This window comes from Bradyrhizobium sp., from assembly GCF_017881085.1.
Classification (GTDB): Bacteria; Pseudomonadota; Alphaproteobacteria; order Rhizobiales; family Xanthobacteraceae; genus Bradyrhizobium.
Map to the genome: position 1 here is coordinate 1 of NZ_JADGRI010000029.1, position 20,074 is coordinate 20,074.

Consider the following 20,074-nt stretch of genomic DNA (forward strand, 5'->3'; position numbering starts at 1 on the left):
TCGCAAGAAGACTTTATATGTCTTTATAACTTTTTCTTTGAAACCGAACGAGTGTCAATTTCCGTCCAAGTTATTGATGTTGTTAGACGATTTGGTGGGCGCACCAGGGCTCGAACCGGGGACCCGATGATTAAGAGGAAGCGGGCGTCGCCTATTGTTCAATGCTCATTGCTACACCGACCTTCGATCTGTGCGCCTCCGGTCGACGCGCGCAGGAGCTTGCCAATGCAGATTATCAACCGAAAACGTGGTGCGGCATGTGGTGCGACGAATTTCGGAACATCAGAATGAAAACTAAGTGCTTGATATTACTGGTAGCGGGAGAGGGACTCGAACCCCCGACCCCAGGATTATGATTCCCGTGCTCTAACCAGCTGAGCTACCCCGCCACGGCATCCGACATCACGGCCTTGATTGCCGCAGTCGCGAACGCGCGGCATATAAGAAGCAGCGCTTGGGCATGTCAAGCAAACCCCGCTTCTGCGCCAAGTGGCTGCATTCAGACGCTATTTCAGCCGGGCCGCGGGATCGCCGCTCGGGCGGCCGGGCGGCCGGATCACCGGCGTGTCGCCGGTCTCGGGAGTCGGTGCGCGGATTTCCGGATCGACGCCGGCCGGCGGGCACAATACGCCGTCGGATTTCGCCAGTTTATCGCCGAGCGGCTCGGGTGCCTGACCTGTGGTCGAGCCTTCCGGTGCAATGGTGCCCCGCGGCGGTACCGGTTGCATCGGCGAACAATTATTGGCGGGCGCGGGCGGCGCCGTTTGGGCCGGTGGCGTGACCGCCGCCGGCGGGGACTGCGCGCTCGCAATCCCGGACGCGGCCATCAGCAAGCTGACGATATAGAATGAGTGTTTGATCCGCATTCCCTAGCAACGGCCGGCGTGCAAGCAAGTTCCGTTCGGAACCGGAGGAGATCAGGACTTGCGGTAGCGAATGAGAGAAAAGTGTCCCATCGGCGGCATCGGGCGGCGCTCGGTCAGGGTGACGCCGCCATGTTTGGCGGCCCAATTGGCCAGCCGCGCCCACGGAAATTCCGGCCGCCAGCCGAGCCGTCGCGCCAACGGCGCGAACGCCAGTTCGAAGATACGGCGCGGGCCGCTCTCGGCGCCGATATGATTGACCAGAATGAGTTCGCCGCCAGGTTTCAGCACGCGGATGAAGTCATCCAGCGTCGCTTCCGGATCGGGTACCGCGGTGATGACGTATTGCGCCACCACCGCGTCGAAGAACGAATCCGGGAACGCCAGATTCTTGGCGTCCATCACCGCAAGCGTCTCGACATTGCTGAGACCCAGCGCGCGCACGCGCTGCTGCGCCTTGCGCAGCATCGGCTCGGAAATATCGACGCCGCATAATTTCGTGGTCGGCGAATAATCCGACAATGATAGGCCGGTGCCGACGCCGACATCGAGAACCCGGCCTCCTATCCTGTCGGCCTCAGCGATGGTCGACTGGCGGCCGGCGTCGAAAACCTTGCCGAACACGAGATCGTAGACCGGCGCCCAGCGCCCATAAGCCTTTGCGACCCCCGCGCGGTCGATATCTGACGCCATGCCCAGCCTTGAAAATTATTTGCCTGAAATTTCTTACCCGCGCATCGCTTCGATGACGGGCTGACGTCGCACCGCGCCCTTGGCCACCGCGCTCTTGGCGGTCGCGCTCTGGATGAAGCCGCCGCCGAGCACGCGGGCCTGGCCTGACGGTGCGTCGTAGAACACGCAAGCCTGGCCGGGCGAAACGCCTTCTTCGCCGGCGATGAGTTCGACTTCATAGCCGCCGTCGGCAGCGCGCAGCCATGCCGGCTGCGGCGCACGGGTCGATCGCACCCGCACGAACATCTCCAGACCGTCGCCGACCGTGCGATCGAGCGCGCCGTCGCCGATCCAGTTGATATCGCGCAGCGCGATGCGATCCATCCGCAGCGCCTCGCGCGGACCGACCACGACGCGCCGGCTGGCCGCATCGAGCCGCACCACATAAAGCGGCGCCGTGGAGGCGATGCCCAGTCCGCGCCGCTGGCCGACGGTGAAATGCACGATGCCCTGATGCCCGCCGATGACGCGGCCGTCGAGATCGACGATGTCGCCGGGCTCAATCGCATTCGGCCGCAGCCGCCCGATGATGTCGGTGTAGCGCCCGGTCGGCACGAAGCAGATGTCCTGGCTGTCCTGCTTGTCCGCGACCGTCAGCCCGAAGCGGCGCGCCAGTTCGCGTGTCTGCGGCTTGGTCATGTCGCCGAGCGGAAAGCGCAGATAGTCGAGCTGTTCGCGTGTGGTCGCGAACAGGAAATAGCTCTGGTCGCGATCGGCGTCGGCGGCGCAAACCAGCGCGCGCGATCCGTCGGCCAGCAGGCGCGACGCGACATAATGGCCGGTGGCAAGCGCGGCGGCGCCGAGCTCGCGCGCGGTCGAAAGCAGATCGCGAAACTTGATCGAGCGGTTGCACTCGATGCAGGGCACCGGCGTTTCGCCCGACGCGTAGCTGTCGGCGAAATTGTCGATCACCGATTCACGAAAACGGCTCTCGTAATCCAGCACGTAATGCGGAATACCGATCCGCTCGGCCACGTTGCGCGCATCGTGAATGTCCTGCCCGGCGCAGCAGGCGCCCTTGCGGTGGGTGGCAGCGCCGTGATCGTAAAGCTGCAGCGTGATGCCGACAACGTCGTAACCTTCGGACTTCAACAGCGCAGCCGTCACCGAGGAGTCGACGCCGCCCGACATCGCGACGACGACCCTGGTGTCCTGCGGACGACCCTTGAGATCGAGACTGTTGAGCATGGATCCGATCATTGATGCGATCGCGGCGGCTTCGAACCCCGCGCGATCTGGCAGCGATTTTTGCGGCAGAGTAAGAGCCGTCCTCGATTAGTGAGCCCGGCAGCGGTTCCGGCAAGGCGAGCGCGCCTTCCCGGACACGGCTGATGAGCCGCTCTTTAATATAGGCCGTATTCCCGGCAGGCAATCACGGCCCGGCGCTTTTGCAGGCCGGAACCGGCAAATCTTGCCGCCGGGCAGAAAGGAAGGGTGTCATGGCGGCTCCGTAGTTCCCCCGACTATCATGTAAGATATTGGAAAATATGGATATTTTTTACGGTCCGGGGTGGCCCGGTCCTTGCTGATCTCTGGTCAAGGTTCATTTCGAAAAGGCCGCGCACCGTGTTCAGTGTCACGTCAGAAGCAGCAGCAAGCGTGTCCTATCAGAACGCGCAGTCCAAACCCGCGCGGCCCGACCTGGCGTCGCTGAACGACAGTTTCGGGGCGCTGGTCGACTCCAGCATTCCCGCCGACACCGGCAATGATCGCGCCGCCTCTACAGCGCCGCAGCCACCCGCCCCGCCGCGCAATGCCGACGATACGGCGGCAGGCGCCGGCAACACCCGGTCGCGCGACGCCTCCGCTGATCGGGCCGCCCAGAATGCTTCCGACGACCGCGACGCCAGCGCCCAACAGGCTTCCGACGCCAAGGCTTCCGACGTGAAGGCCGCCAACGCCGACGCCAGCACCGCTGCGGCGCCGCGGACCAAGGCGAAGTCCGGCGCCACGAAAGACGGCGCCGCGAAAACCAGCGACAAGCCGGCTTCCGACAAGGCTTCCGCAACCGATCAGCCTGCCTCGGCGCAGCAAGGCGAGCCGACCGTAGCGACGCCAAACCCGATTGCGGTTGCGATTTCGGTCGCCACCATATCGACGGATGCTCCCGCCGCACCGCCGGCAACCGGCGACGCCACGGCGCCGCTGGCCATCGCAGCGGCGGCCATCGCAGCCAGCGCCGCTCAGGCTGCCGCCGCGCCGGCTGCGCCATCGGCGCAGGCCAAGGTCGATGCCGAATCCGCCGCAACCGCCGCGGCAGCCGCTACGGCGGACGCCGCCGGGGCGGCATCGGGAAAGGCCGCGACCCAAGCCGCGGCAGGCGCAACCGTCGCTCCGACCGCCAAACAGCCGGTTACGCAGACCGCTGCAACGGACGAAGCATTGACCGCGGCGGTCGCCACGACGGCGCCGGTAGCGCCGAAAGCCACGCTGCCCAAAGCGCCCAGCGCAACGCAGGCGAAGACCGCAGCATCGGGCGCCGTGGACGGCAATTCAGCCAAGCCGGATCCATCCGCGACGGACACACCGCCCTCGGCCTTGCAGACCAATGCCGCGCAAGCGATCACCACGGCCAAGCCGGCCGCCGGCGTTGAGGGTGCCGCCACTGCGAAAGTCGAGGCTGCCGCCAATCCGGTATCGCCGGCTGCACCTTCGGCCCACGACCGTGCGCCGGTCACCGCGACCGCCAATACGGCGGCCGACGCGGTGGATGCCGGGAGCCAGGTGACCGGCACGATCCAGCCGCAGCTTCTTCCAGCGGCGGCGGCCGAGATCGCTCCCGCCGGCCCCCTGAGCGTCACGGCTGCAACTAACGCACCGGTGCCGTTGAGTGGGCTTGCGCTCGAGATCGCCGCCTCGGCCAAGAGCGGCAAGAGCCGCTTCGAGATCCGGCTCGATCCGGCCGACCTCGGCCGTATCGACGTTCGCATCGATGTCGATCGCAACGGCCAGGTGACCTCGCATCTGACGGTGGAAAGGCCGGATACGCTGTCGATGCTGCGCCAGGACGCCCCCCAGCTGCAGCGCGCGCTCGACGATGCCGGGTTCAAGACCGGCGATGGCGGCCTGCAATTCAGCCTGCGCGATCAGTCCTCTTCCGGGCAGAACAGCGGCAACGACACAGGGCGCAATGCGCAGCGCCTGGTGATCAGCGAAGACGACACGATCCCGGCTTCGGTCGCGGGTCGAAGCTATGGCCGCGTGCTCGGATCGAGCAGCGGCGTCGACATCAGGGTCTGAGGAGACGGACATGACAGCAGCAGCAGCCAACGCGGCCAGCCCGGTGGTTTCGGGAACGACACAGCCACCGAGCTCATCGTCATCCAGTTCTTCGGGGACACTGAGCTCGACGGCCGGCGGCACGCTCGCCGGAAACTTTCAGACGTTTCTGACGTTGCTCACGACGCAATTGCAGAACCAAAATCCGCTCGATCCGCTGGACACCAACCAGTTCACCCAGCAACTCGTGCAATTCGCGAGCGTCGAACAGCAGCTCAAGACCAACGATCAACTGACCAGCCTGGTGTCGCTGCAGCAGACCGCGCAATCGACCCAGGCGCTGACGTTCGTCGGCAAGACCGCAGTGGTTGACGGCTCCACTGCGGCCCTGGCCAACGGTTCAGCCACCTGGGATATGAGCCTTCCGAAAGATTCCAACCTCAGTGTCTCGATCACCAACAGCACCGGACAGACCGTCTTCACCGGCAACTATGCCGTCAACGCCGGCAACAATCAGCCCTTTGTCTGGGACGGCAAGGGCACTGATGGCACGCAGTGGCCGAACGGCCAGTACAGGATGACCGCCACCGCCGTCGACACCTCCGGCAATTCCGTGGCTGTTTCCACCGCGATCCAGGGCGTGGTCAGTTCGGTGGATCTCACCCAAACGCCGCCTCTGCTGTCGATCAACGGCCAGACCTACACAGTCAACCAGATCAAGGCCATCGTGAACTGACCGGTTCAGCTAGGCTGAGCGGAGACTTCGGCGAACGGCATCGCCGGGACGGCGGCAGATTCTCCGCGACCTCCGGCATCATCATCTCGACGATGCGGGGTCGCGAACCGGCGTGGCCGGCCGTCGAAAATGGGTGCACCGCGAGGTTTCACTCCGCGCCGCCAGGCGGATGACCCGGTTGGGACGCGGGCATTTCTCACAATCTTAGATTTTAATTTACTACAGACAAATCTAAAGGTTTCGTCGGCCGCAGCGGCCGGACGACAGAAATGGCGACGATTCCAAGTAGATTCGCATTGGAGCCTTGGGCTTAGGCAAATTTTAAGCCGCGAGGCGTAGGTTACTAGAGTGAGTTCAGTGGTTGAGAGTTTGTGAGTACGCCATGACAGAACCCCATCGCCCGAGGGTAAAATACGTCATCGGGCCTGACGGCAGTCCGTTAACAATAGCGGATTTGCCCGCGCCCGGGACCAAACGGTGGGTTATCCGCCGTAAAGCCGAAGTCGTTGCCGCAGTGCGCGGCGGCCTGCTCTCCCTCGAGGAAGCCTGCAGCCGCTATACACTGACCGTCGACGAATTCCTTTCCTGGCAGTTTTCCATCGATCAACATGGCCTTGCCGGACTGCGTACCACCCGTATCCAGCAATATCGCCAATAAAGCCTCTCTGAGACCTTTGGTATTTGATCAAAATCGGCTTCGTTCTGCGAAGCCGATTTTTTTCATATTCTAGTTTTGCCCCGGCCCTTAACCTTCGTTAACCATATCGAAACCATCCCATAGGCAATAATTGCCCAGTCGGCTCTTGGGGCCGAATCTCAGGGGCGGTTGGTGCAGGGTCTCGTAAGCTTCCTAAAGGGTCTGGGCGCTTCGCGCTTGATGGCGATGGTCGCGGTGACAGCCGCGCTGATCGGCTTCTTCGGCTTTGTCATCATGCGCGTCACCACGCCGCAGCTGACGACGCTGTACACCGACCTCAGCTTCGAAGACTCCTCGGCCATCATCAAGGACCTGGACCGCCAGGCCATTCCCTACGAAATCCGCAACGACGGCGCCGTGATCATGGTGCCGAAGGACAAGGTCACCCGGCTGCGCATGAAGCTCGCCGAGGGCGGCCTGCCCAAGGGCGGCGGGGTCGGCTACGAGATCTTCGACAAGTCCGACGCGCTGGGCACCACCAGCTTCGTCCAGAACATCAATCATTTGCGCGCGCTCGAGGGCGAACTGGCCCGCACCATCCGGGCCATCGATCGCATCCAGGCGGCCAGGGTGCATCTGGTGCTGCCCGAGCGGCCGCTGTTTTCGCGCGAAACGCCCGAACCGTCGGCTTCGATCGTCGTGCGCGTGCGCGGTGCGCTGGAAGCCCAGCAGATCAGGGCCATCCGCCACCTGGTCGCCTCCGCCGTCAACGGCCTGAAGCCGCAGCGGGTCTCGATCGTCGACGAGGCCGGCCAATTGCTCGCCGACGGCGCCGGTTCCTCGACCGATGTCGACAACACCATCGCCGACGAGCGCCGCGCCGGCTTCGAGAAGCGGATTCGCAACGAAGTGGAGGCGATCGTGTCCTCGGTGGTCGGCGCCGGCCGCGCCCGCGTCCAGCTCTCGGCTGATTTCGACTACAACAAGGTCACCCAGACCTCGGACAAGTTCGATCCCGAGGGCCGGGTGCTGCGCTCCAGCCAGACCCGGGAGGAATCCAGCCAAACCGCCGACAATACCGGCCAGGTCACCGTCAACAACGAACTGCCGGGCAATCAGAACAACAACAATGCCGCGAACGCGCGCGACCAGAGCAAGAAGACCGAGGAAACCAACAATTACGAAATTTCCCGCACCACCAAGACCGAAGTGACCGAGGCCGGACGGGTCAATCGGATCTCGGTCGCGGTACTGGTCGACGGCGCCTACACCAAGAACGACAAAGGCGAGATGGTCTACAAGGAGCGCAGCAAGGAAGAGCTCGACCGCATCTCGGCGCTGGTGCGCTCGGCGATCGGTTTCGACCAGAAGCGCGGCGACCAGGTCGAGGTCGTGAACCTCAAATTTGCCGAGGCCCCGGCGGTTCCGCCGCTCGCCGAGCCGACCGGGCTGCTCGGCATGCTGCAGTTCACCAAGGACGACGTGATGTACGTCATCGAGCTCGGCGTCATGATGCTGCTAAGCCTGGTGGTGCTGTTCATGGTGATCCGGCCGCTGGTCAAGCGCATCCTCGCCTCCGAGGAGGTCGCGTCCCTCACCGGCAATAATTTGCCGGCGCTGACCGACGACAGCGCGGAGAATCTCATTCCCAACGCCAACGCCACCGCGCAGTTGATCGACGTCGCCCAGGTTCAGGGCCAGGTCCACGCCCAATCGGTGCACCGCGTCGGCGAACTGGCCGAGCGACACCCCAATGAAACCGCGACCATTGTTCGTCAATGGCTCGGCGAACAGCAACAGCCCGCGTGACCTGACATGGCCGTACCGCAAACCACCAACGCCAACGACATTTCCACCGTCATCGCCGGTTTGGCTGCCCGGCAGGCCAATCGCCCGAAGGGACCGAAATTGAGCGGCCCGAAACGCGCCGCGATCCTGATGCTGGCGCTGGGCGAGCAATATGGCGGCAAGGTCTGGTCGCTGCTCGACGACGACGAGGTGCGCGAACTGTCGATCCATATGTCGACGCTCGGTACCGTCGAAGCCGACGTGGTGGAAGACCTGCTGCTCGAATTCGTCTCGCGGATGTCGGCATCCGGCGCGTTGATGGGCACTTTCGACGCCACCGAACGGCTGCTGCAGCAATATCTGCCCTCCGAGCGCGTCACCGGCATCATGGACGAGATCCGCGGCCCCGCCGGCCGCAACATGTGGGAAAAGCTCTCCAACGTCCAGGAAGAGGTGCTCGCCAACTATCTGAAGAACGAATATCCGCAGACCATCGCGGTGGTGCTGTCGAAGTTGAAGCCGGAACACGCTGCGCGCGTGCTCGCGATCCTGCCCGAGGACATGGCGCTCGACGTCATCAACCGGATGCTGAAGATGGAAGCGGTGCAGAAGGAAGTGATCGAGCGCGTGGAGCAGACGCTGCGCACCGAATTCATGTCGAATCTGTCGCAGACCAGGCGCCGCGACGCTCACGAGGTGATGGCGGAAATCTTCAACAATTTCGACCGCCAGACCGAAACCCGTTTCATCACCTCGCTGGAAGAGGACAACCGCGAGGCCGCCGAGCGCATCAAGGCGCTGATGTTCACCTTCGACGATCTCGTCAAGCTGGATGCCGGTTCCGCCCAGACGCTGATGCGCAACGTCGACAAGGACAAGCTCGGCATCGCGCTCAAGAGCGCCAATGAGGAGGTCCGCGGCTTCTTCCTCGGCAACATGTCGTCCCGCGCAGGCAAGATGCTGCTTGACGACATGGCCGCGCTCGGCCCGGTCAGGTTGCGCGACGTCGACGAGGCGCAAGCGCTGCTCGTCAATCTCGCCAAGGACCTCGCCGCCAAGGGCGAAATCATGCTGACCAAGAACCGCGCCGACGACGAGCTGGTGTACTGATGGCCGCGCCCGCAAAATTCCTGTTCGACATGGACTTCTCCGCGCCGGACAAGACGCGCGAACGGCCGGCCACGGCGACGGAGATCGCGCAGAAAATCGCGACCGCCGAAGCGCGTGCCTATCGCGACGGCCACGAGGCCGGCCAGCGCGAGGCGAAGGCGGAAAGCGACCGCCGCACCGCGCTGGCGCTGGAGGAAATCGGGATCGGCATCAAGGCCATCGCGGGGCGCTTCTCCGGCATCGAGACCCGGATGGAAACCGAGGCCGTCGACGTCGCGGTCGCGGTGGCGCGCAAGCTGTGCAGCGAGCTGGTCGCGCGCGAGCCGCTTGGCGAAATCACCGGGCTGGTAAGGGATTGCTTCGCCCAGCTGGTGTCGACGCCGCATCTGGTGGTCCGGATCAACGATTCTCTCTACGAGACCGCGCGCGAGCAGATCGAAAAGCTGGCCAAGCAAAGCGGCTTCCAGGGCCGCCTTGTGATCCTGGCGGAGCCGGAGATCGACAGCGGCGACTGCAAGATCGAGTGGGCCGATGGCGGAGTCGTGCTGGAGCGCGCGGCGATTGACGCCAAGATCAACGAACTCGTCGGACGCTACGTAGCGTCCGGCAATCAGGCTGCAACGTAAGGCCATGGGGACCTAAATCATGAGTGACACCGACGCGCAGGTTCCGCTTCCGGATCTCAACTCCGCCGACACGCCGGCGATCGATGACGTGGCCTATAACGAGGACGAACAGGCATCGCGCGTCGCCGCCGATCTCGAAGCCGTGTTCGACGTGCCGGTACAGGTCTCGGCGGTGCTGGGCCGCTCGAAGATGGATGTCGGCGAACTGTTGAAACTCGGGCCCGGAACCGTGCTCGAACTCGACCGTCGCGTCGGTGAAGCCATCGACATCTACGTCAACAACCGCCTGGTGGCGCGCGGCGAGGTGGTTCTGGTGGAAGACAAGCTCGGCGTGACCATGACGGAAATCATCAAGGCCGAACGCGCCTAACGGCACCTTTTTAGCGATACGGCGCCCGAACGGCGCGGACAGACGAACAGGAGATTATCATGCGGCTTCTCATCGTTGGCACACTGAAGGGCCAGCTTACGACAGCCACCAAGATCGCGATGGACAATGGCGCCTCCGTGACCCATGCGGAGGACCATGAGCAGGCGATGCGGGTGCTGCGTGGCGGCAAGGGCGCCGACCTCCTGCTGGTCGACGTCGCGCTCGACATCCGCGACCTGGTGATGCGGCTGGAGGCCGAGCACATTCACGTGCCGATCGTCGCCTGCGGCATTTCCAACGACGCCCGCGCGGCGGTTGCCGCGATCCACGCCGGCGCCAAGGAATACATCCCGCTGCCGCCCGATCCGGAATTGATCGCCGCCGTGCTCGCCGCGGTCGCCAACGATTCCCGCGACCTCGTGTACCGCGACGAAGCGATGGCCAAGGTAATCAAACTCGCGCAGCAGATCGCGGGCTCCGACGCCTCGGTGATGATCACCGGCGAATCCGGCACTGGCAAGGAAGTGCTGGCGCGCTATGTGCACACTCGCTCAAACCGCGCCAAGAAGCCGTTCATCTCGATCAACTGCGCGGCGATCCCCGAACACCTCCTGGAGTCCGAACTGTTCGGCCATGAGAAGGGCGCGTTCACCGGCGCGATCGCGCGGCGGATCGGAAAGTTCGAGGAAGCCACCGGCGGCACGCTGCTGCTCGACGAAATTTCGGAAATGGACGTCCGGCTGCAATCCAAACTGCTGCGCGCCATCCAGGAACGCGTCATCGACCGGGTTGGCGGCACTAGGCCGGTACCAGTCGATATCCGCATTATCGCTACCTCGAACCGCAACCTGGCGGACGCCGTCCGCGAAGGCACCTTCCGCGAGGACCTGCTGTTCCGGCTCAACGTCGTCAACCTGAAGATTCCTCCCCTGCGCGAGCGCCCGGCGGATATTCTCGAGCTGGCGCAGCACTTCGCAAAGAAATATGCCGACGCCAACGGCGTGCCGTTGCGCCCGATCTCCGCCGATGCGAGGCGGGTGCTGACGTCCAACCGCTGGCAGGGCAACGTCCGCGAACTGGAAAACACCATGCACCGGTCGGTGCTGATGGCGCACGGCGACGAGATCGGCGCCGATGCGATCCTGACGCCGGACGGCGACCGCCTCGATACGCCCAAGACCGTACCGGCGGTGGCGCACGCCACCTTCGCCGCCGAGCAGGTGACCCGCGCTTTGGTCGGACGTACGGTCGCCGACGTAGAGCGCGATCTCATCCTGGAGACGCTGAAGCATTGCCTGGGCAATCGCACCCATGCCGCCAATATCCTCGGCATCTCGATCCGCACGCTGCGCAACAAGCTGAACGAATATGCCGACGGCGGATTGCCGATCACGCCCGCCGGCGCCGGCGAGTATCACCGCGCCGCCGCGTCGGTGTAGTCGCTCGGGCATTACCGCTGTTTAGAATGAATCCGGCGCGAGGCCCCCCTCGCGCTGGAACCGTTTTGTGTGTCCCACGTTTCCATTCAGGCGTCTCGCCATCCTGTTTGAAAGCCTGAAATGTCCATCCTCCAGCTCGATCCGCCGATCCCTGTCATTACGCCGAAGGGCGAAGCCTATGCCCAGCTGCTGATCGACTATGGTCCCGAGTATAATCTGCTCTGGGTCTGCTTCCTGGACGATTCCGGCGAGTGCTGGACCTACGACAATACCCAGATCCGCGCCCAGAAGAACGTCACGATGGGCCGCACCTTCGTGTCACGCCATCAGGCGAAATCGCCACCCCTCGCCGCCGAATAATCCGGCGCGTCGGGTTTGCGGAAGATGTGGATCGGATCGCCCGGCCGAAGTTCACGTCCGGTGAACGCCGCATAGGCGTAGAGCGCGAGATAAAGCATCGCGAGCGCGCCGATGCCGTAAAACGCCCCGACCGCGAACCGTTTCATCTGCCGGCCGCGCCGTCGGCGCCGATGATTTGAAGAGATTTGAGTTGCATCGCCCAGCCTCGTCTCCGGTCTCCGCATCGCGGGACACCGGGACCTTTTAGGCTGCGAATGGAAAAAGCGCCACCTCCTCAGGAGCGGCGTTTCGGGATCGCAATGTCGGATTTCGCGCGTGCCGGAACGCTGACCTCGGCGAGCTTGATCGCGTCCTCGTTCTGATCGATCGAGACATATTGCCCCTGCCAGTAGGCCAGCGCAGCGCTGCGCGACGAGAGTTCCATGTCCAGCACCCGTCCGATCACGATGGCATGGGAATGGCGCTCGACGATGTCCTCGACCTCGCAGTCGATTGCCGCCAAAGCGCCCGCGAGCAACGGCACTCCCGTCATGCGCGTGAACCATCGCGCGCCGGCGAAGCGCGCCGCGCCCTTCAGGCCGTCTTTGCCGGAAAATCGCTCGGCGACATCGAGCTGATCCGATGTCAGGATGCTCACGCCAAAGAAGCCGTGGCGCTCGAGCAGCGGCCAGGATGACGCGTTCCGGTTGACGCTGACGATCAATGTCGGCGGATCGACCGACAGCGACGATACCGAGGTGACGGTCATGCCATTGATATCCTCGCCCTGCCCGACCGTGATCACGCTGACGCCGCCGGTCAGATGACGCATGGCGCTGCGAAAATCGCCGGAGGAAACCTCGCGATCGATCTTGATGGTGCGGACGGCGGAATTCATGGCAGCCTCACTGATCCGAGGGATCGTCCCCGGATTTCAAGAGATCGCGCAGGATCGAGCCTTCCAGCGCGGCAAGCGCGGCGGAGCCGCGCCTGCGCGGACGCGGGATATCGACATTGACGTCGTGCGCGATGCGGCCGTCTTCGATCACCAGCACCCGATCGGCCAGCGCGACCGCTTCGGAGACGTCATGCGTGACCAGGATCGCGGTGAAGGCCTGATCATGCCAGACCCGCTCCAGCAACCGCTGCATGGAAATGCGGGTCAGGGCGTCCAGCGCGCCGAGCGGCTCGTCGAACGCCAGCACGCGGGGACGGCTGACCAGCGCCCTCGCCAGCGCCACGCGTTGCTTCTGGCCGCCGGAGAGCACGGCCGGCCACTGCGCGCGCCTGTCGTCGAGCCCGACTTCGCCAAGCGCCTTTTCGGCCCGCGCCTGCGCGTCGGCCGATGCACGCTGGCGGCCGAGGCCGACCTCGACGTTTGACAGCACCCGCGCCCATGGCAACAGCCGCGGTTCCTGAAACATCACGCGGACGTCTTCCGGGCGGGCGCCTTCACCGAAGCTGATGGTGCCGGCATCGCTGGTTTCGAGGCCCGCGATCAGACGCAGCAGCGTGCTCTTGCCGCAGCCGCTGCGGCCGACGACGGCGACGAACTGGCCCGCGGGTATATGCAGGTCGATGCCGCGCAGCACCTCGTGGTCGCCAAACGACTTGCGCAAGGCGCGAATGGTCAGCGGAAGGCCCCGTGCCGAATCCTCCTGATCACGCTGCACAAGCCGAGCCTGTTCGATGAAATCCGCGCGCTCCACGGGCTCGGCGTCCGGTGCGAGAAAACGAAGGGCTTCTTGCATGTTCACTTTCAATGTTTCTGGAAGGCCGGGTGCCAGGACAGCGTCAACCGCTCGAGGACGCGCGAGGCGCTGTCGGCCAGCTTTCCCAGCAAGGCATAGATCAGGATGCTGAGCACCACGACATCGATCTGCATGAATTCGCGCGCCTGCATCGCCATGTAGCCGAGGCCCGATGAGGCCGCGATGGTTTCCGCCACGATCAACGTCAGCCACATGATGCCGAGCGCGAAGCGGATGCCGACGAAAATCGACGGCAAAGCGCCCGGGAAGATCACGCGCCGGAACAATTCGCCGTCGGTCATGCCGTAGATCCGCCCCATCTCGATCAATTGCGGATCGACGGTGCGGATGCCGTGCAGCGTATTGAGGTAGATCGGGAAGAATACGCCGAGCGCGACCAGAAACAATTTCGCGGATTCATCGATGCCGAACCACAGGATCACCAGCGGGATCAAGGCGAGATGCGGAATGTTGCGCACCATCTGCAGGCTGGTGTCGGTGAGCTTGTTGCTGAACTGCGACAGGCCGTTGGCCAGCCCGAAGGCGAAGCCGATGCCGCCGCCAATGACAAACCCGACGCTGGCGCGCCAGAAGCTGACCCAGATGTTGCGCACCAATTCGCCCGACAGCAAGAGCTTCCAACCCGCCAGCGCAACGTCGCTGGGCGCCGGCAGCACCCGCGTCGGCACCAGTCCGGTCGCGCAGGCGGCCTGCCAGATCACAAGGATGACCAGCGGCACGATCCACTGCACCATGCCGTCGGCCCGCGGCAATCGCAGGCTGCGGACCCGCGGGAGGCTTTCACTTAGGCTCATGACTGCGACGCCTTCACCAGCGGCCGGTGTTCGTTGGCGATGGTTTCGCCGAACGGTCCGGTATTGACGCGAAGCGGCGTCACGTTGTTCGGTTGCTCCAGCGACAGCAGCGGGAACACCAGCTCGGCGAAACGATAGGCTTCCTCGAGATGCGGATAGCCCGACATAATGAAGGTGTCGATGCCGACGTCCTGATATTCCCTGATCCGCGCGGCGACCGTCTGGGGATCGCCGACCAGCGCGGTGCCCGCGCCGCCGCGTACCAGTCCGACGCCGGCCCAGAGGTTCGGGCTGATCTCGAGCTTGTCGCGGCGTCCGCCATGCAGTTGCGCCATGCGCTGCTGGCCGACCGAATCCATGCGGGAAAAGATTTTCTGCGCCGAGGCCACGGTCTCGTCGGTGACATATTGAATCAGCTCGTCCGCGGCCTTCCAGGCTTCGGCGTTGGTTTCACGCACGATCACATGCAGCCGGATGCCGAACGAGAGCTTGCGTCCGCGCTTGGCGGCGACTGCCTTCACGCGGGCGACCTTTTCGGCGACCTGCGCCGGCGGTTCGCCCCAGGTCAGGTATTTATCGACGGTATCGACGGCGACATCGATGCCGGCGTCGGACGACCCGCCGAAATAGAGCGGCGGGCGCGGCGACTGCACCGGCGGAAACAGCAGGCGCCCGTCCTCGATCCGGATATGCCTGCCCTCGACATTCACGGTCTTGCCCGCCAGCAGATCGCTGTAGACGTTGAGGAACTCGCGGGTGACGGCATAGCGCGCGTCATGATCGAGGAAGACGCCATCGCCCTTGTTCTCGACCGGATCGCCGCCGGTGACGACGTTGACCAGAAGGCGTCCGTTCGACAACCGGTCGAGCGTCGCGGTCATGCGCGCCGCGACGCTGGGCGATTGCAGGCCGGGTCGCACCGCCACGAGGTAACGCAGCCGCTCGGTCCAGGGCGCGACCGCGGAGGCCACCACCCAAGAATCTTCGCAGCTGCGCCCGGTTGGCAGCAGCACGCCGAAATAGCCGACTTGATCCGCGGCCTGCGCGATCTGGCGCAGATAGGAGAAATTCACCTCGCGCCCGCCGGTCGTGGTGCCGAGATAGCGGCCGTCGCCGTGGGTCGGCAGGAACCACAGAATGTTGGCTTTCGGTGATGGATTGGTGCTCACGTGCCCGGCCTCCTTGCCGCGTCGGAAATCCTGATTTGTTTGGGCAGCAGGCCGAGCGCGAAGAAGGTGTCAGCGACCTGCTGTTGATCCGCGATTACGCTGCTGGTGACCGGCTTGATGCCATAGGCCTGCCGCTTCAGCGCCACTTCGACCACCGCGACCGGAAGCCCGATCGCCGGCGCAAGCTGTTCGGCCACTGCGTGGATGTCGCCCTTGGCCCAGTCATCGACCTCGCTGAGCTGCGCCAGCACCAGATCGACGATCGCGGATTCGCTCTCCAGGAACTTCTTCGAGGAGAAATAGAACTGATAGTTCGATACGATGCCGGTCCCGTCGGCGAGCGTTCGCGCGCCGATGGCGGCCTCGGCAGCGGCCTGGAACGGATCCCAGATCACCCAGGCGTCGACCGCGCCGCGCTCGAACGCGGCGCGCGCGTCGGCCGGCGCCAGAAACACCGGCGCGATCTCGGAATACTTGACGCCTGCCTTTTCCAGCGCCTTCACCAGCAGATAGTGAACATTGGAGCCCTTGTTCAGCGCGACCTTCTTGCCTTTCAAGTCGGCGACCGAATTGAGCTTGCTGTCTTTCGGCACCAGGATAGCCTCGCCTTTCGGCGCCGGTGGCTCATAGGCGACATACTGGATCGGTGCGCCGGCAGCCTGCGCGAAAATCGGCGGCGCCTCTCCGGTATTGCCGAAATCGATCGCCCCGACATTGAGCGCTTCGAGCAGCGGCGGACCGGACGGAAACTCGGTCCACACCACTCTGTATCCCACGGCCTTCAATTTATCCTCGAGCGTGCCCTTGCTCTTCAGCAGCACCAGCTTGCCGTATTTCTGGAAGCCGATGCGCACGACCTTGTCCTGGCCGTAGGTGGCGCCGACACCCGCAAGTGCGGTACTCATCGACAGCACGGCAACGGCAATCATTCGTTTAAGCCAACGCATTCTCAATCCTCATTGATGGGACGCACATTCGTTCAGGTCTGCACCGGCTTCCAGACCGCGTCGCGAACCACGATCGGCCTCGGAATCAAGCCAAGCTTGAAGAACCGGTCGGCAACGGCTTGTTGGGTCGCGATGATATCGTCGGTGATCGGGCCGACGGCAAAGGACGAGCGATTGGCGGCGACGGTCTGGATGTCCACGGGAATGCCGGTGACCGCACTCAACGACCTGGCCACTTCATCACGATGCGACTCGGCCCACGCCGCGGTCGAGGTCGTCACATCGATGATCTGCTGCAGAATCGGCCCGTGACCTTTCGCAAAGTCGCGGTTGGCAATGTAAAACGAGTTGGTCTTGCCGATGTCGGAGGCGTTGACCAGGATACGACCGTTCTGTTTGACCTCGCCGATCGTGAAATACGGATCCCAGATCGACCAGGCGTCGATGCTGCCATTGGCGAAAGCCGGGCCCGCATCCGGCGGCGTTAGATAGACCGGCGTGATATCGGCATAGGTGAGACCCGCCTTTTCCAGCGTCTGCACGATGACGTTGTGGGCGCTGGAGCCCTTGGTGAAGCCGACCCGCTTGCCCTTCAGATCGGCGATGCTGCGGATCTCCGAATTGACCGGAACCAAGATGCCCTGCCCGTTGGTGATCGGCTGGCCCGCCGCGTAGACGATCGCCGCCCCCGCCGACTGCGCGAAGATCGGCGGCGAATCGCCAACCGCGCCATAATCGACGCTGCCGACATTCATCGCTTCCAGCATCGGCGGACCCGAGGAGAATTCGACCCATTTCACCCCGATCCCCTGGGACGCAAAATGCTTTTCAAGCGAGGCCTGCTGCCGCGCGATCACCAGCACACCGTTCTTCTGGTAGCCGATGCGGATTTCCCTGATCTCGGCTTGCGCGCCCGCTTCCCGCGATAACGCGGCCGCTATCGCGGTTCCAAGAGACAGTTTCAAAAATTCCCGACGCTTCATTGCGATCTCCCGACCAGAATGCCGCGGCGTTGCGCGATCATTCGACGAGAGGATGATGGTGTTCTCCGAAATGGGTGTCGAGTGCCCTGCAAAAATAGCAATGAGCGCGCTGCGCAGCGGGTCCGCGACGATGGGTTTATTGCCGAATCATGTTCCGGCGCGGCGCATTTTTCTTGGAGTGCGCGCCGCGCAAGATTGTTAATCGTAAATTAGGCAGAACCATTCGATCCGCACCGAGTTGCGATTGAGGCGCCGTCGACCGAAGCCGGATTGCTCGCATGCAGAGAATCAAGCCACCGATCGCACTGCTGATGGAATAATTTTCGCCGGAGCCTGCTTGAGCCAGCAAGAATCCGAGCCGCACCGACCATTGGGCTAACAATCGAACTATTTTTATGGCACATGGTGCTACACCGGCACCCCGCCAAACCGCCCCGGCCTTCGAGATCGCCATGCCCGCACCCAAGCCGCCCGCCTTCGAGACCCTGAGCCTGCATGCCGGCCAGCACCCCGATCCCGTCACGGGGGCGCGCGCGGTCCCGATTTATCAGACTACATCCTACGTCTTTCAGGATTCCGACCACGCCGCGGCGCTGTTCAATCTCGAACGCGCCGGCCACATCTATACCAGGATTTCGAACCCGACCACGGCAGTGCTCGAGGAGCGGCTTGCCGCGCTGGAATGCGGCGTCGGCGCGGTTTGCACGGCGAGCGGGATGGCGGCGCTGCATCTGGCGATCGCGACGCTGCTCAGTGCCGGCGACCACATCGTCGCGTCCGCCTCGCTCTATGGCGGCACCATCAACCTGCTCACGCACACCCTGCCGCGTTTCGGCATCACGACTACGTTTGTGAAACCGCGGGCACTGGACGAGTTCCGTGCAGCCATCAAGCCCAACACGCGGCTCGTGATCGGCGAGACCATCGGCAATCCCGGCCTCGAAGTGCTCGATATCCCCGCCGTCGCCGGAATCGCGCATGAAGCAAAGATCCCGCTGTTGATCGACAACACCTTTGCGACGCCTTTTCTCAGCCGGCCGGTCGAACTCGGCGCCGACCTCGTGATGAATTCGGCCACCAAATGGATCGGCGGCCATGGCATCGCCATCGGCGGCGTGATCGTCGATGGCGGCCGGTTCGACTGGCGCGCGTCCGGTAAGTTCCCGGTGCTGACTGAGCCCTATGCCGGCTATCACGGCATCGTCTTCGACGAGCAGTTCGGACCGGCCGCGTTCATCATGCGGGCGCGCACCGAAGGCCTGCGCGATTTCGGCGCCTGCCTCTCGCCGACCAACGCCTTTCAACTGCTGCAAGGCGTCGAGACTCTGGGCATCCGCATGGAGCGTCATGTCGCCAATACCCGTGAGGTGCTGGAGGCCCTCGCCGCCAACAAGGCGGTCGACTGGGTGCTGCATCCCTCGCTGGAAAGCCATCCCGATTATCAACTCGCAAAGCGTTTGCTGCCACGCGGCGCCGGGTCGATCGTCAGCTTCGGAATCAAGGGCGGCCGGCCGGCGGGCAAGAAATTCATCGAGGCCCTGCGGATGATCAGCCATCTGGCCAATGTCGGCGACGCCAAGACGCTGGTCATTCATCCCGCCAGCACCACCCATCAGCAGATGGATGCCGCCCAGCTAAAGGCCGCCGAGATCGGCGAAGAGCTGGTTCGGCTGTCGATCGGCATCGAAGCCGCCGCCGACATCATCGACGATCTTGGCCAGGCGCTCCGTATTTCGCAGAAGGCTTGAGTCATGCAACTGTCCGTGAACGGCATTGAGACATTCGTTGCCGCCGGCGGCCGGGAATTCGATTCCTCCCTGCCGACCATCGTCTTCCTGCACGGCGCCGGCTTCGATCACACGACCTGGGCCTTGCACAGCCGGTGGTTCGCGCATCACGGCTATGGCGTGCTGGCGCCGGATCTGCCCGGCCACGGCCGCTCCTCCGGCGCGCCGTTACCAACCATCGCCGACATGGCCGACTGGACCGCGGCGTTGCTCGGCGCCGCCGGCGCGGCCAAGGCGCGGCTGGTCGGTCATTCCATGGGATCGCTGATTGCTCTCGAGACCGCCGCACGGCATCCGGCGAAGGTTTCCGGCCTCAGCCTGATCGGAACCGCGGCCACCATGACCGTCGGACCCGATCTGCTCAAGGCGGCGGAGTCCAACGATCATGCCGCGATCGATATGGTCTCGATCTGGGGGCTTGGCTTTCAGGCGGAACTGGGCGGCAGCCTTGCGCCGGGTCTGTGGATGCATTTTGGCGCCGAGCGCGTGCTTGAAAACTGCAGGCCCGGCGTGCTGTTCAACGACCTTTCCGCGTGCAACGCCTATCAGAACGCCCTCGCGGCCGCGGCCACGATCACCGTCCCCACGACGCTGATCCTCGGCGAACGCGACATGATGACCCCCGCAAAGGCCGGCAAGGCGTTGGCCGCCGCGCTGCCGAATGCCCGCACCGTCGTGCTGCCGGGCGCGGGTCACATGATGATGGTGGAGCGGCCCGACGAACTGCTCGCGGCGTTGCAGGGCTGACCGATCATCCTGCAGT

The 20,074-nt window shown here is 64.0% G+C and carries 21 protein-coding genes and 1 tRNA gene; 11 read left to right on the forward strand and 11 right to left on the reverse strand.

From position 1 onward, the window contains the following. Positions 1 to 312: 312 nt before the first annotated feature. The 4 genes from QZ213_RS04710 to mnmA form a co-directional block, all read right to left on the reverse strand. Positions 313 to 389: transfer RNA gene (locus tag QZ213_RS04710), tRNA-Met, on the reverse strand. Positions 390 to 506: 117 nt separating this feature from the next. After that, positions 507 to 866 carry a hypothetical protein gene (locus QZ213_RS04715; protein WP_291684897.1) on the reverse strand — a complete coding sequence of 120 codons (360 nt, stop codon included), beginning with the start codon at positions 864 to 866 and terminating at the stop codon, positions 507 to 509. Positions 867 to 917: 51 nt separating this feature from the next. Next, positions 918 to 1,556, reverse strand: a complete 639-nt coding sequence (locus tag QZ213_RS04720; protein WP_291684898.1) for a methyltransferase domain-containing protein — start codon at positions 1,554 to 1,556, stop codon at positions 918 to 920. Between the two features lie 33 nt (positions 1,557 to 1,589). Continuing rightward, entirely contained in the window at positions 1,590 to 2,783 is a 1,194-nt protein-coding gene (gene mnmA / locus QZ213_RS04725) for a tRNA 2-thiouridine(34) synthase MnmA (RefSeq protein WP_291684922.1), read from the reverse strand. A 411-nt stretch (positions 2,784 to 3,194) separates the two neighbouring features. On the opposite strand from mnmA, the gene QZ213_RS04730 reads away from it, so the two are divergent. From QZ213_RS04730 to QZ213_RS04770, 9 genes are all read left to right on the forward strand, one after another. Then, entirely contained in the window at positions 3,195 to 4,835 is a 1,641-nt protein-coding gene (locus tag QZ213_RS04730) for a flagellar hook-length control protein FliK (protein ID WP_291684899.1), read from the forward strand. 10 nt (positions 4,836 to 4,845) lie between these two features. Then, the gene (locus QZ213_RS04735; RefSeq protein WP_291684900.1) at positions 4,846 to 5,550 is read left to right on the forward strand and encodes a flagellar hook capping FlgD N-terminal domain-containing protein; all 705 of its coding nucleotides are present in this window, start codon (positions 4,846 to 4,848) and stop codon (positions 5,548 to 5,550) included. A gap of 382 nt (positions 5,551 to 5,932) precedes the next feature. Further along, positions 5,933 to 6,208: a DUF1153 domain-containing protein gene (locus QZ213_RS04740; protein WP_002714638.1), complete on the forward strand. Its 276-nt coding sequence runs from the start codon at positions 5,933 to 5,935 to the stop codon at positions 6,206 to 6,208. A gap of 171 nt (positions 6,209 to 6,379) precedes the next feature. Next, positions 6,380 to 7,996: a flagellar basal-body MS-ring/collar protein FliF gene (gene fliF, locus QZ213_RS04745; protein ID WP_291684901.1), complete on the forward strand. Its 1,617-nt coding sequence runs from the start codon at positions 6,380 to 6,382 to the stop codon at positions 7,994 to 7,996. A 6-nt stretch (positions 7,997 to 8,002) separates the two neighbouring features. Beyond that, a complete protein-coding gene (gene fliG, locus QZ213_RS04750) occupies positions 8,003 to 9,085 on the forward strand; it encodes a flagellar motor switch protein FliG (protein WP_291684902.1) in 1,083 nt (360 codons plus the stop codon). Continuing rightward, positions 9,085 to 9,711, forward strand: a complete 627-nt coding sequence (locus tag QZ213_RS04755; RefSeq protein ID WP_291684903.1) for a FliH/SctL family protein — start codon at positions 9,085 to 9,087, stop codon at positions 9,709 to 9,711. Before fliG ends, QZ213_RS04755 begins: the two co-directional genes overlap by 1 nt. Positions 9,712 to 9,730: 19 nt before the next feature. Beyond that, positions 9,731 to 10,081 carry a flagellar motor switch protein FliN gene (gene fliN / locus QZ213_RS04760; RefSeq protein ID WP_291684904.1) on the forward strand — a complete coding sequence of 117 codons (351 nt, stop codon included), beginning with the start codon at positions 9,731 to 9,733 and terminating at the stop codon, positions 10,079 to 10,081. Positions 10,082 to 10,140: 59 nt separating this feature from the next. Further along, positions 10,141 to 11,520 (forward strand): sigma-54 dependent transcriptional regulator, encoded by a 1,380-nt coding sequence (locus tag QZ213_RS04765; RefSeq protein WP_291684905.1) that lies wholly within the window; start codon positions 10,141 to 10,143, stop codon positions 11,518 to 11,520. A gap of 120 nt (positions 11,521 to 11,640) precedes the next feature. Then, on the forward strand, positions 11,641 to 11,880 hold the full coding sequence (locus tag QZ213_RS04770; protein ID WP_291684906.1) for a hypothetical protein: 240 nt from the start codon (positions 11,641 to 11,643) through the stop codon (positions 11,878 to 11,880). On the opposite strand, the gene QZ213_RS04775 is transcribed toward QZ213_RS04770, so the two are convergent. The 7 genes from QZ213_RS04775 to QZ213_RS04805 form a co-directional block, all read right to left on the reverse strand. Then, positions 11,847 to 12,026, reverse strand: coding sequence for a hypothetical protein (locus tag QZ213_RS04775; RefSeq protein WP_291684907.1), 180 nt, complete (start codon positions 12,024 to 12,026; stop codon positions 11,847 to 11,849). The genes QZ213_RS04770 and QZ213_RS04775 overlap by 34 nt on opposite strands. A gap of 128 nt (positions 12,027 to 12,154) precedes the next feature. Beyond that, a complete protein-coding gene (locus QZ213_RS04780) occupies positions 12,155 to 12,757 on the reverse strand; it encodes a flavin reductase family protein (RefSeq protein ID WP_291684908.1) in 603 nt (200 codons plus the stop codon). Between the two features lie 7 nt (positions 12,758 to 12,764). Then, entirely contained in the window at positions 12,765 to 13,610 is an 846-nt protein-coding gene (locus tag QZ213_RS04785) for an ATP-binding cassette domain-containing protein (RefSeq protein WP_291684909.1), read from the reverse strand. Between the two features lie 8 nt (positions 13,611 to 13,618). After that, the gene (ssuC, locus tag QZ213_RS04790; RefSeq protein ID WP_291684910.1) at positions 13,619 to 14,425 is read right to left on the reverse strand and encodes an aliphatic sulfonate ABC transporter permease SsuC; all 807 of its coding nucleotides are present in this window, start codon (positions 14,423 to 14,425) and stop codon (positions 13,619 to 13,621) included. Continuing rightward, positions 14,422 to 15,594: an FMNH2-dependent alkanesulfonate monooxygenase gene (ssuD, locus tag QZ213_RS04795; protein WP_291684911.1), complete on the reverse strand. Its 1,173-nt coding sequence runs from the start codon at positions 15,592 to 15,594 to the stop codon at positions 14,422 to 14,424. The genes ssuC and ssuD overlap by 4 nt, the downstream gene beginning before the upstream one ends. Beyond that, positions 15,591 to 16,541, reverse strand: a complete 951-nt coding sequence (locus QZ213_RS04800; protein WP_291684912.1) for a sulfonate ABC transporter substrate-binding protein — start codon at positions 16,539 to 16,541, stop codon at positions 15,591 to 15,593. Before QZ213_RS04800 ends, ssuD begins: the two co-directional genes overlap by 4 nt. Positions 16,542 to 16,573: 32 nt before the next feature. Further along, a complete protein-coding gene (locus QZ213_RS04805; RefSeq protein ID WP_291684913.1) occupies positions 16,574 to 17,524 on the reverse strand; it encodes a sulfonate ABC transporter substrate-binding protein in 951 nt (316 codons plus the stop codon). 452 nt (positions 17,525 to 17,976) lie between these two features. Here QZ213_RS04805 and QZ213_RS04810 point away from each other — a divergent pair, with 452 nt between their 5' ends. Both QZ213_RS04810 and QZ213_RS04815 read left to right on the forward strand, forming a co-directional pair. Further along, complete coding sequence (locus QZ213_RS04810; protein WP_291684914.1) at positions 17,977 to 19,272, forward strand: O-acetylhomoserine aminocarboxypropyltransferase; 1,296 nt, start codon at positions 17,977 to 17,979, stop codon at positions 19,270 to 19,272. A gap of 3 nt (positions 19,273 to 19,275) precedes the next feature. Further along, positions 19,276 to 20,058 carry an alpha/beta hydrolase gene (locus tag QZ213_RS04815; RefSeq protein WP_291684915.1) on the forward strand — a complete coding sequence of 261 codons (783 nt, stop codon included), beginning with the start codon at positions 19,276 to 19,278 and terminating at the stop codon, positions 20,056 to 20,058. Positions 20,059 to 20,074 lie beyond the last annotated feature (16 nt).

Bases quoted from the DNA above. Each gene is read 5' to 3' on its own strand.
- QZ213_RS04740 (WP_002714638.1), top strand. From the start codon at position 5,933: ATGACAGAACCCCATCGCCCGAGGGTAAAATACGTCATCGGGCCTGAC.
- QZ213_RS04775 (WP_291684907.1), bottom strand. From the start codon at position 12,026: ATGAAACGGTTCGCGGTCGGGGCGTTTTACGGCATCGGCGCGCTCGCG.
- ssuC (WP_291684910.1), bottom strand. From the start codon at position 14,425: ATGAGCCTAAGTGAAAGCCTCCCGCGGGTCCGCAGCCTGCGATTGCCG.
- QZ213_RS04815 (WP_291684915.1), top strand. From the start codon at position 19,276: ATGCAACTGTCCGTGAACGGCATTGAGACATTCGTTGCCGCCGGCGGC.
- QZ213_RS04800 (WP_291684912.1), bottom strand. From the start codon at position 16,541: ATGCGTTGGCTTAAACGAATGATTGCCGTTGCCGTGCTGTCGATGAGT.
- QZ213_RS04715 (WP_291684897.1), bottom strand. From the start codon at position 866: ATGCGGATCAAACACTCATTCTATATCGTCAGCTTGCTGATGGCCGCG.
- QZ213_RS04770 (WP_291684906.1), top strand. From the start codon at position 11,641: ATGTCCATCCTCCAGCTCGATCCGCCGATCCCTGTCATTACGCCGAAG.
- QZ213_RS04810 (WP_291684914.1), top strand. From the start codon at position 17,977: ATGCCCGCACCCAAGCCGCCCGCCTTCGAGACCCTGAGCCTGCATGCC.
- QZ213_RS04765 (WP_291684905.1), top strand. From the start codon at position 10,141: ATGCGGCTTCTCATCGTTGGCACACTGAAGGGCCAGCTTACGACAGCC.
- QZ213_RS04720 (WP_291684898.1), bottom strand. From the start codon at position 1,556: ATGGCGTCAGATATCGACCGCGCGGGGGTCGCAAAGGCTTATGGGCGC.
- QZ213_RS04780 (WP_291684908.1), bottom strand. From the start codon at position 12,757: ATGAATTCCGCCGTCCGCACCATCAAGATCGATCGCGAGGTTTCCTCC.
- QZ213_RS04785 (WP_291684909.1), bottom strand. From the start codon at position 13,610: ATGCAAGAAGCCCTTCGTTTTCTCGCACCGGACGCCGAGCCCGTGGAG.
- QZ213_RS04735 (WP_291684900.1), top strand. From the start codon at position 4,846: ATGACAGCAGCAGCAGCCAACGCGGCCAGCCCGGTGGTTTCGGGAACG.
- QZ213_RS04755 (WP_291684903.1), top strand. From the start codon at position 9,085: ATGGCCGCGCCCGCAAAATTCCTGTTCGACATGGACTTCTCCGCGCCG.
- mnmA (WP_291684922.1), bottom strand. From the start codon at position 2,783: ATGCTCAACAGTCTCGATCTCAAGGGTCGTCCGCAGGACACCAGGGTC.
- QZ213_RS04805 (WP_291684913.1), bottom strand. From the start codon at position 17,524: ATGAAGCGTCGGGAATTTTTGAAACTGTCTCTTGGAACCGCGATAGCG.
- fliN (WP_291684904.1), top strand. From the start codon at position 9,731: ATGAGTGACACCGACGCGCAGGTTCCGCTTCCGGATCTCAACTCCGCC.
- fliG (WP_291684902.1), top strand. From the start codon at position 8,003: ATGGCCGTACCGCAAACCACCAACGCCAACGACATTTCCACCGTCATC.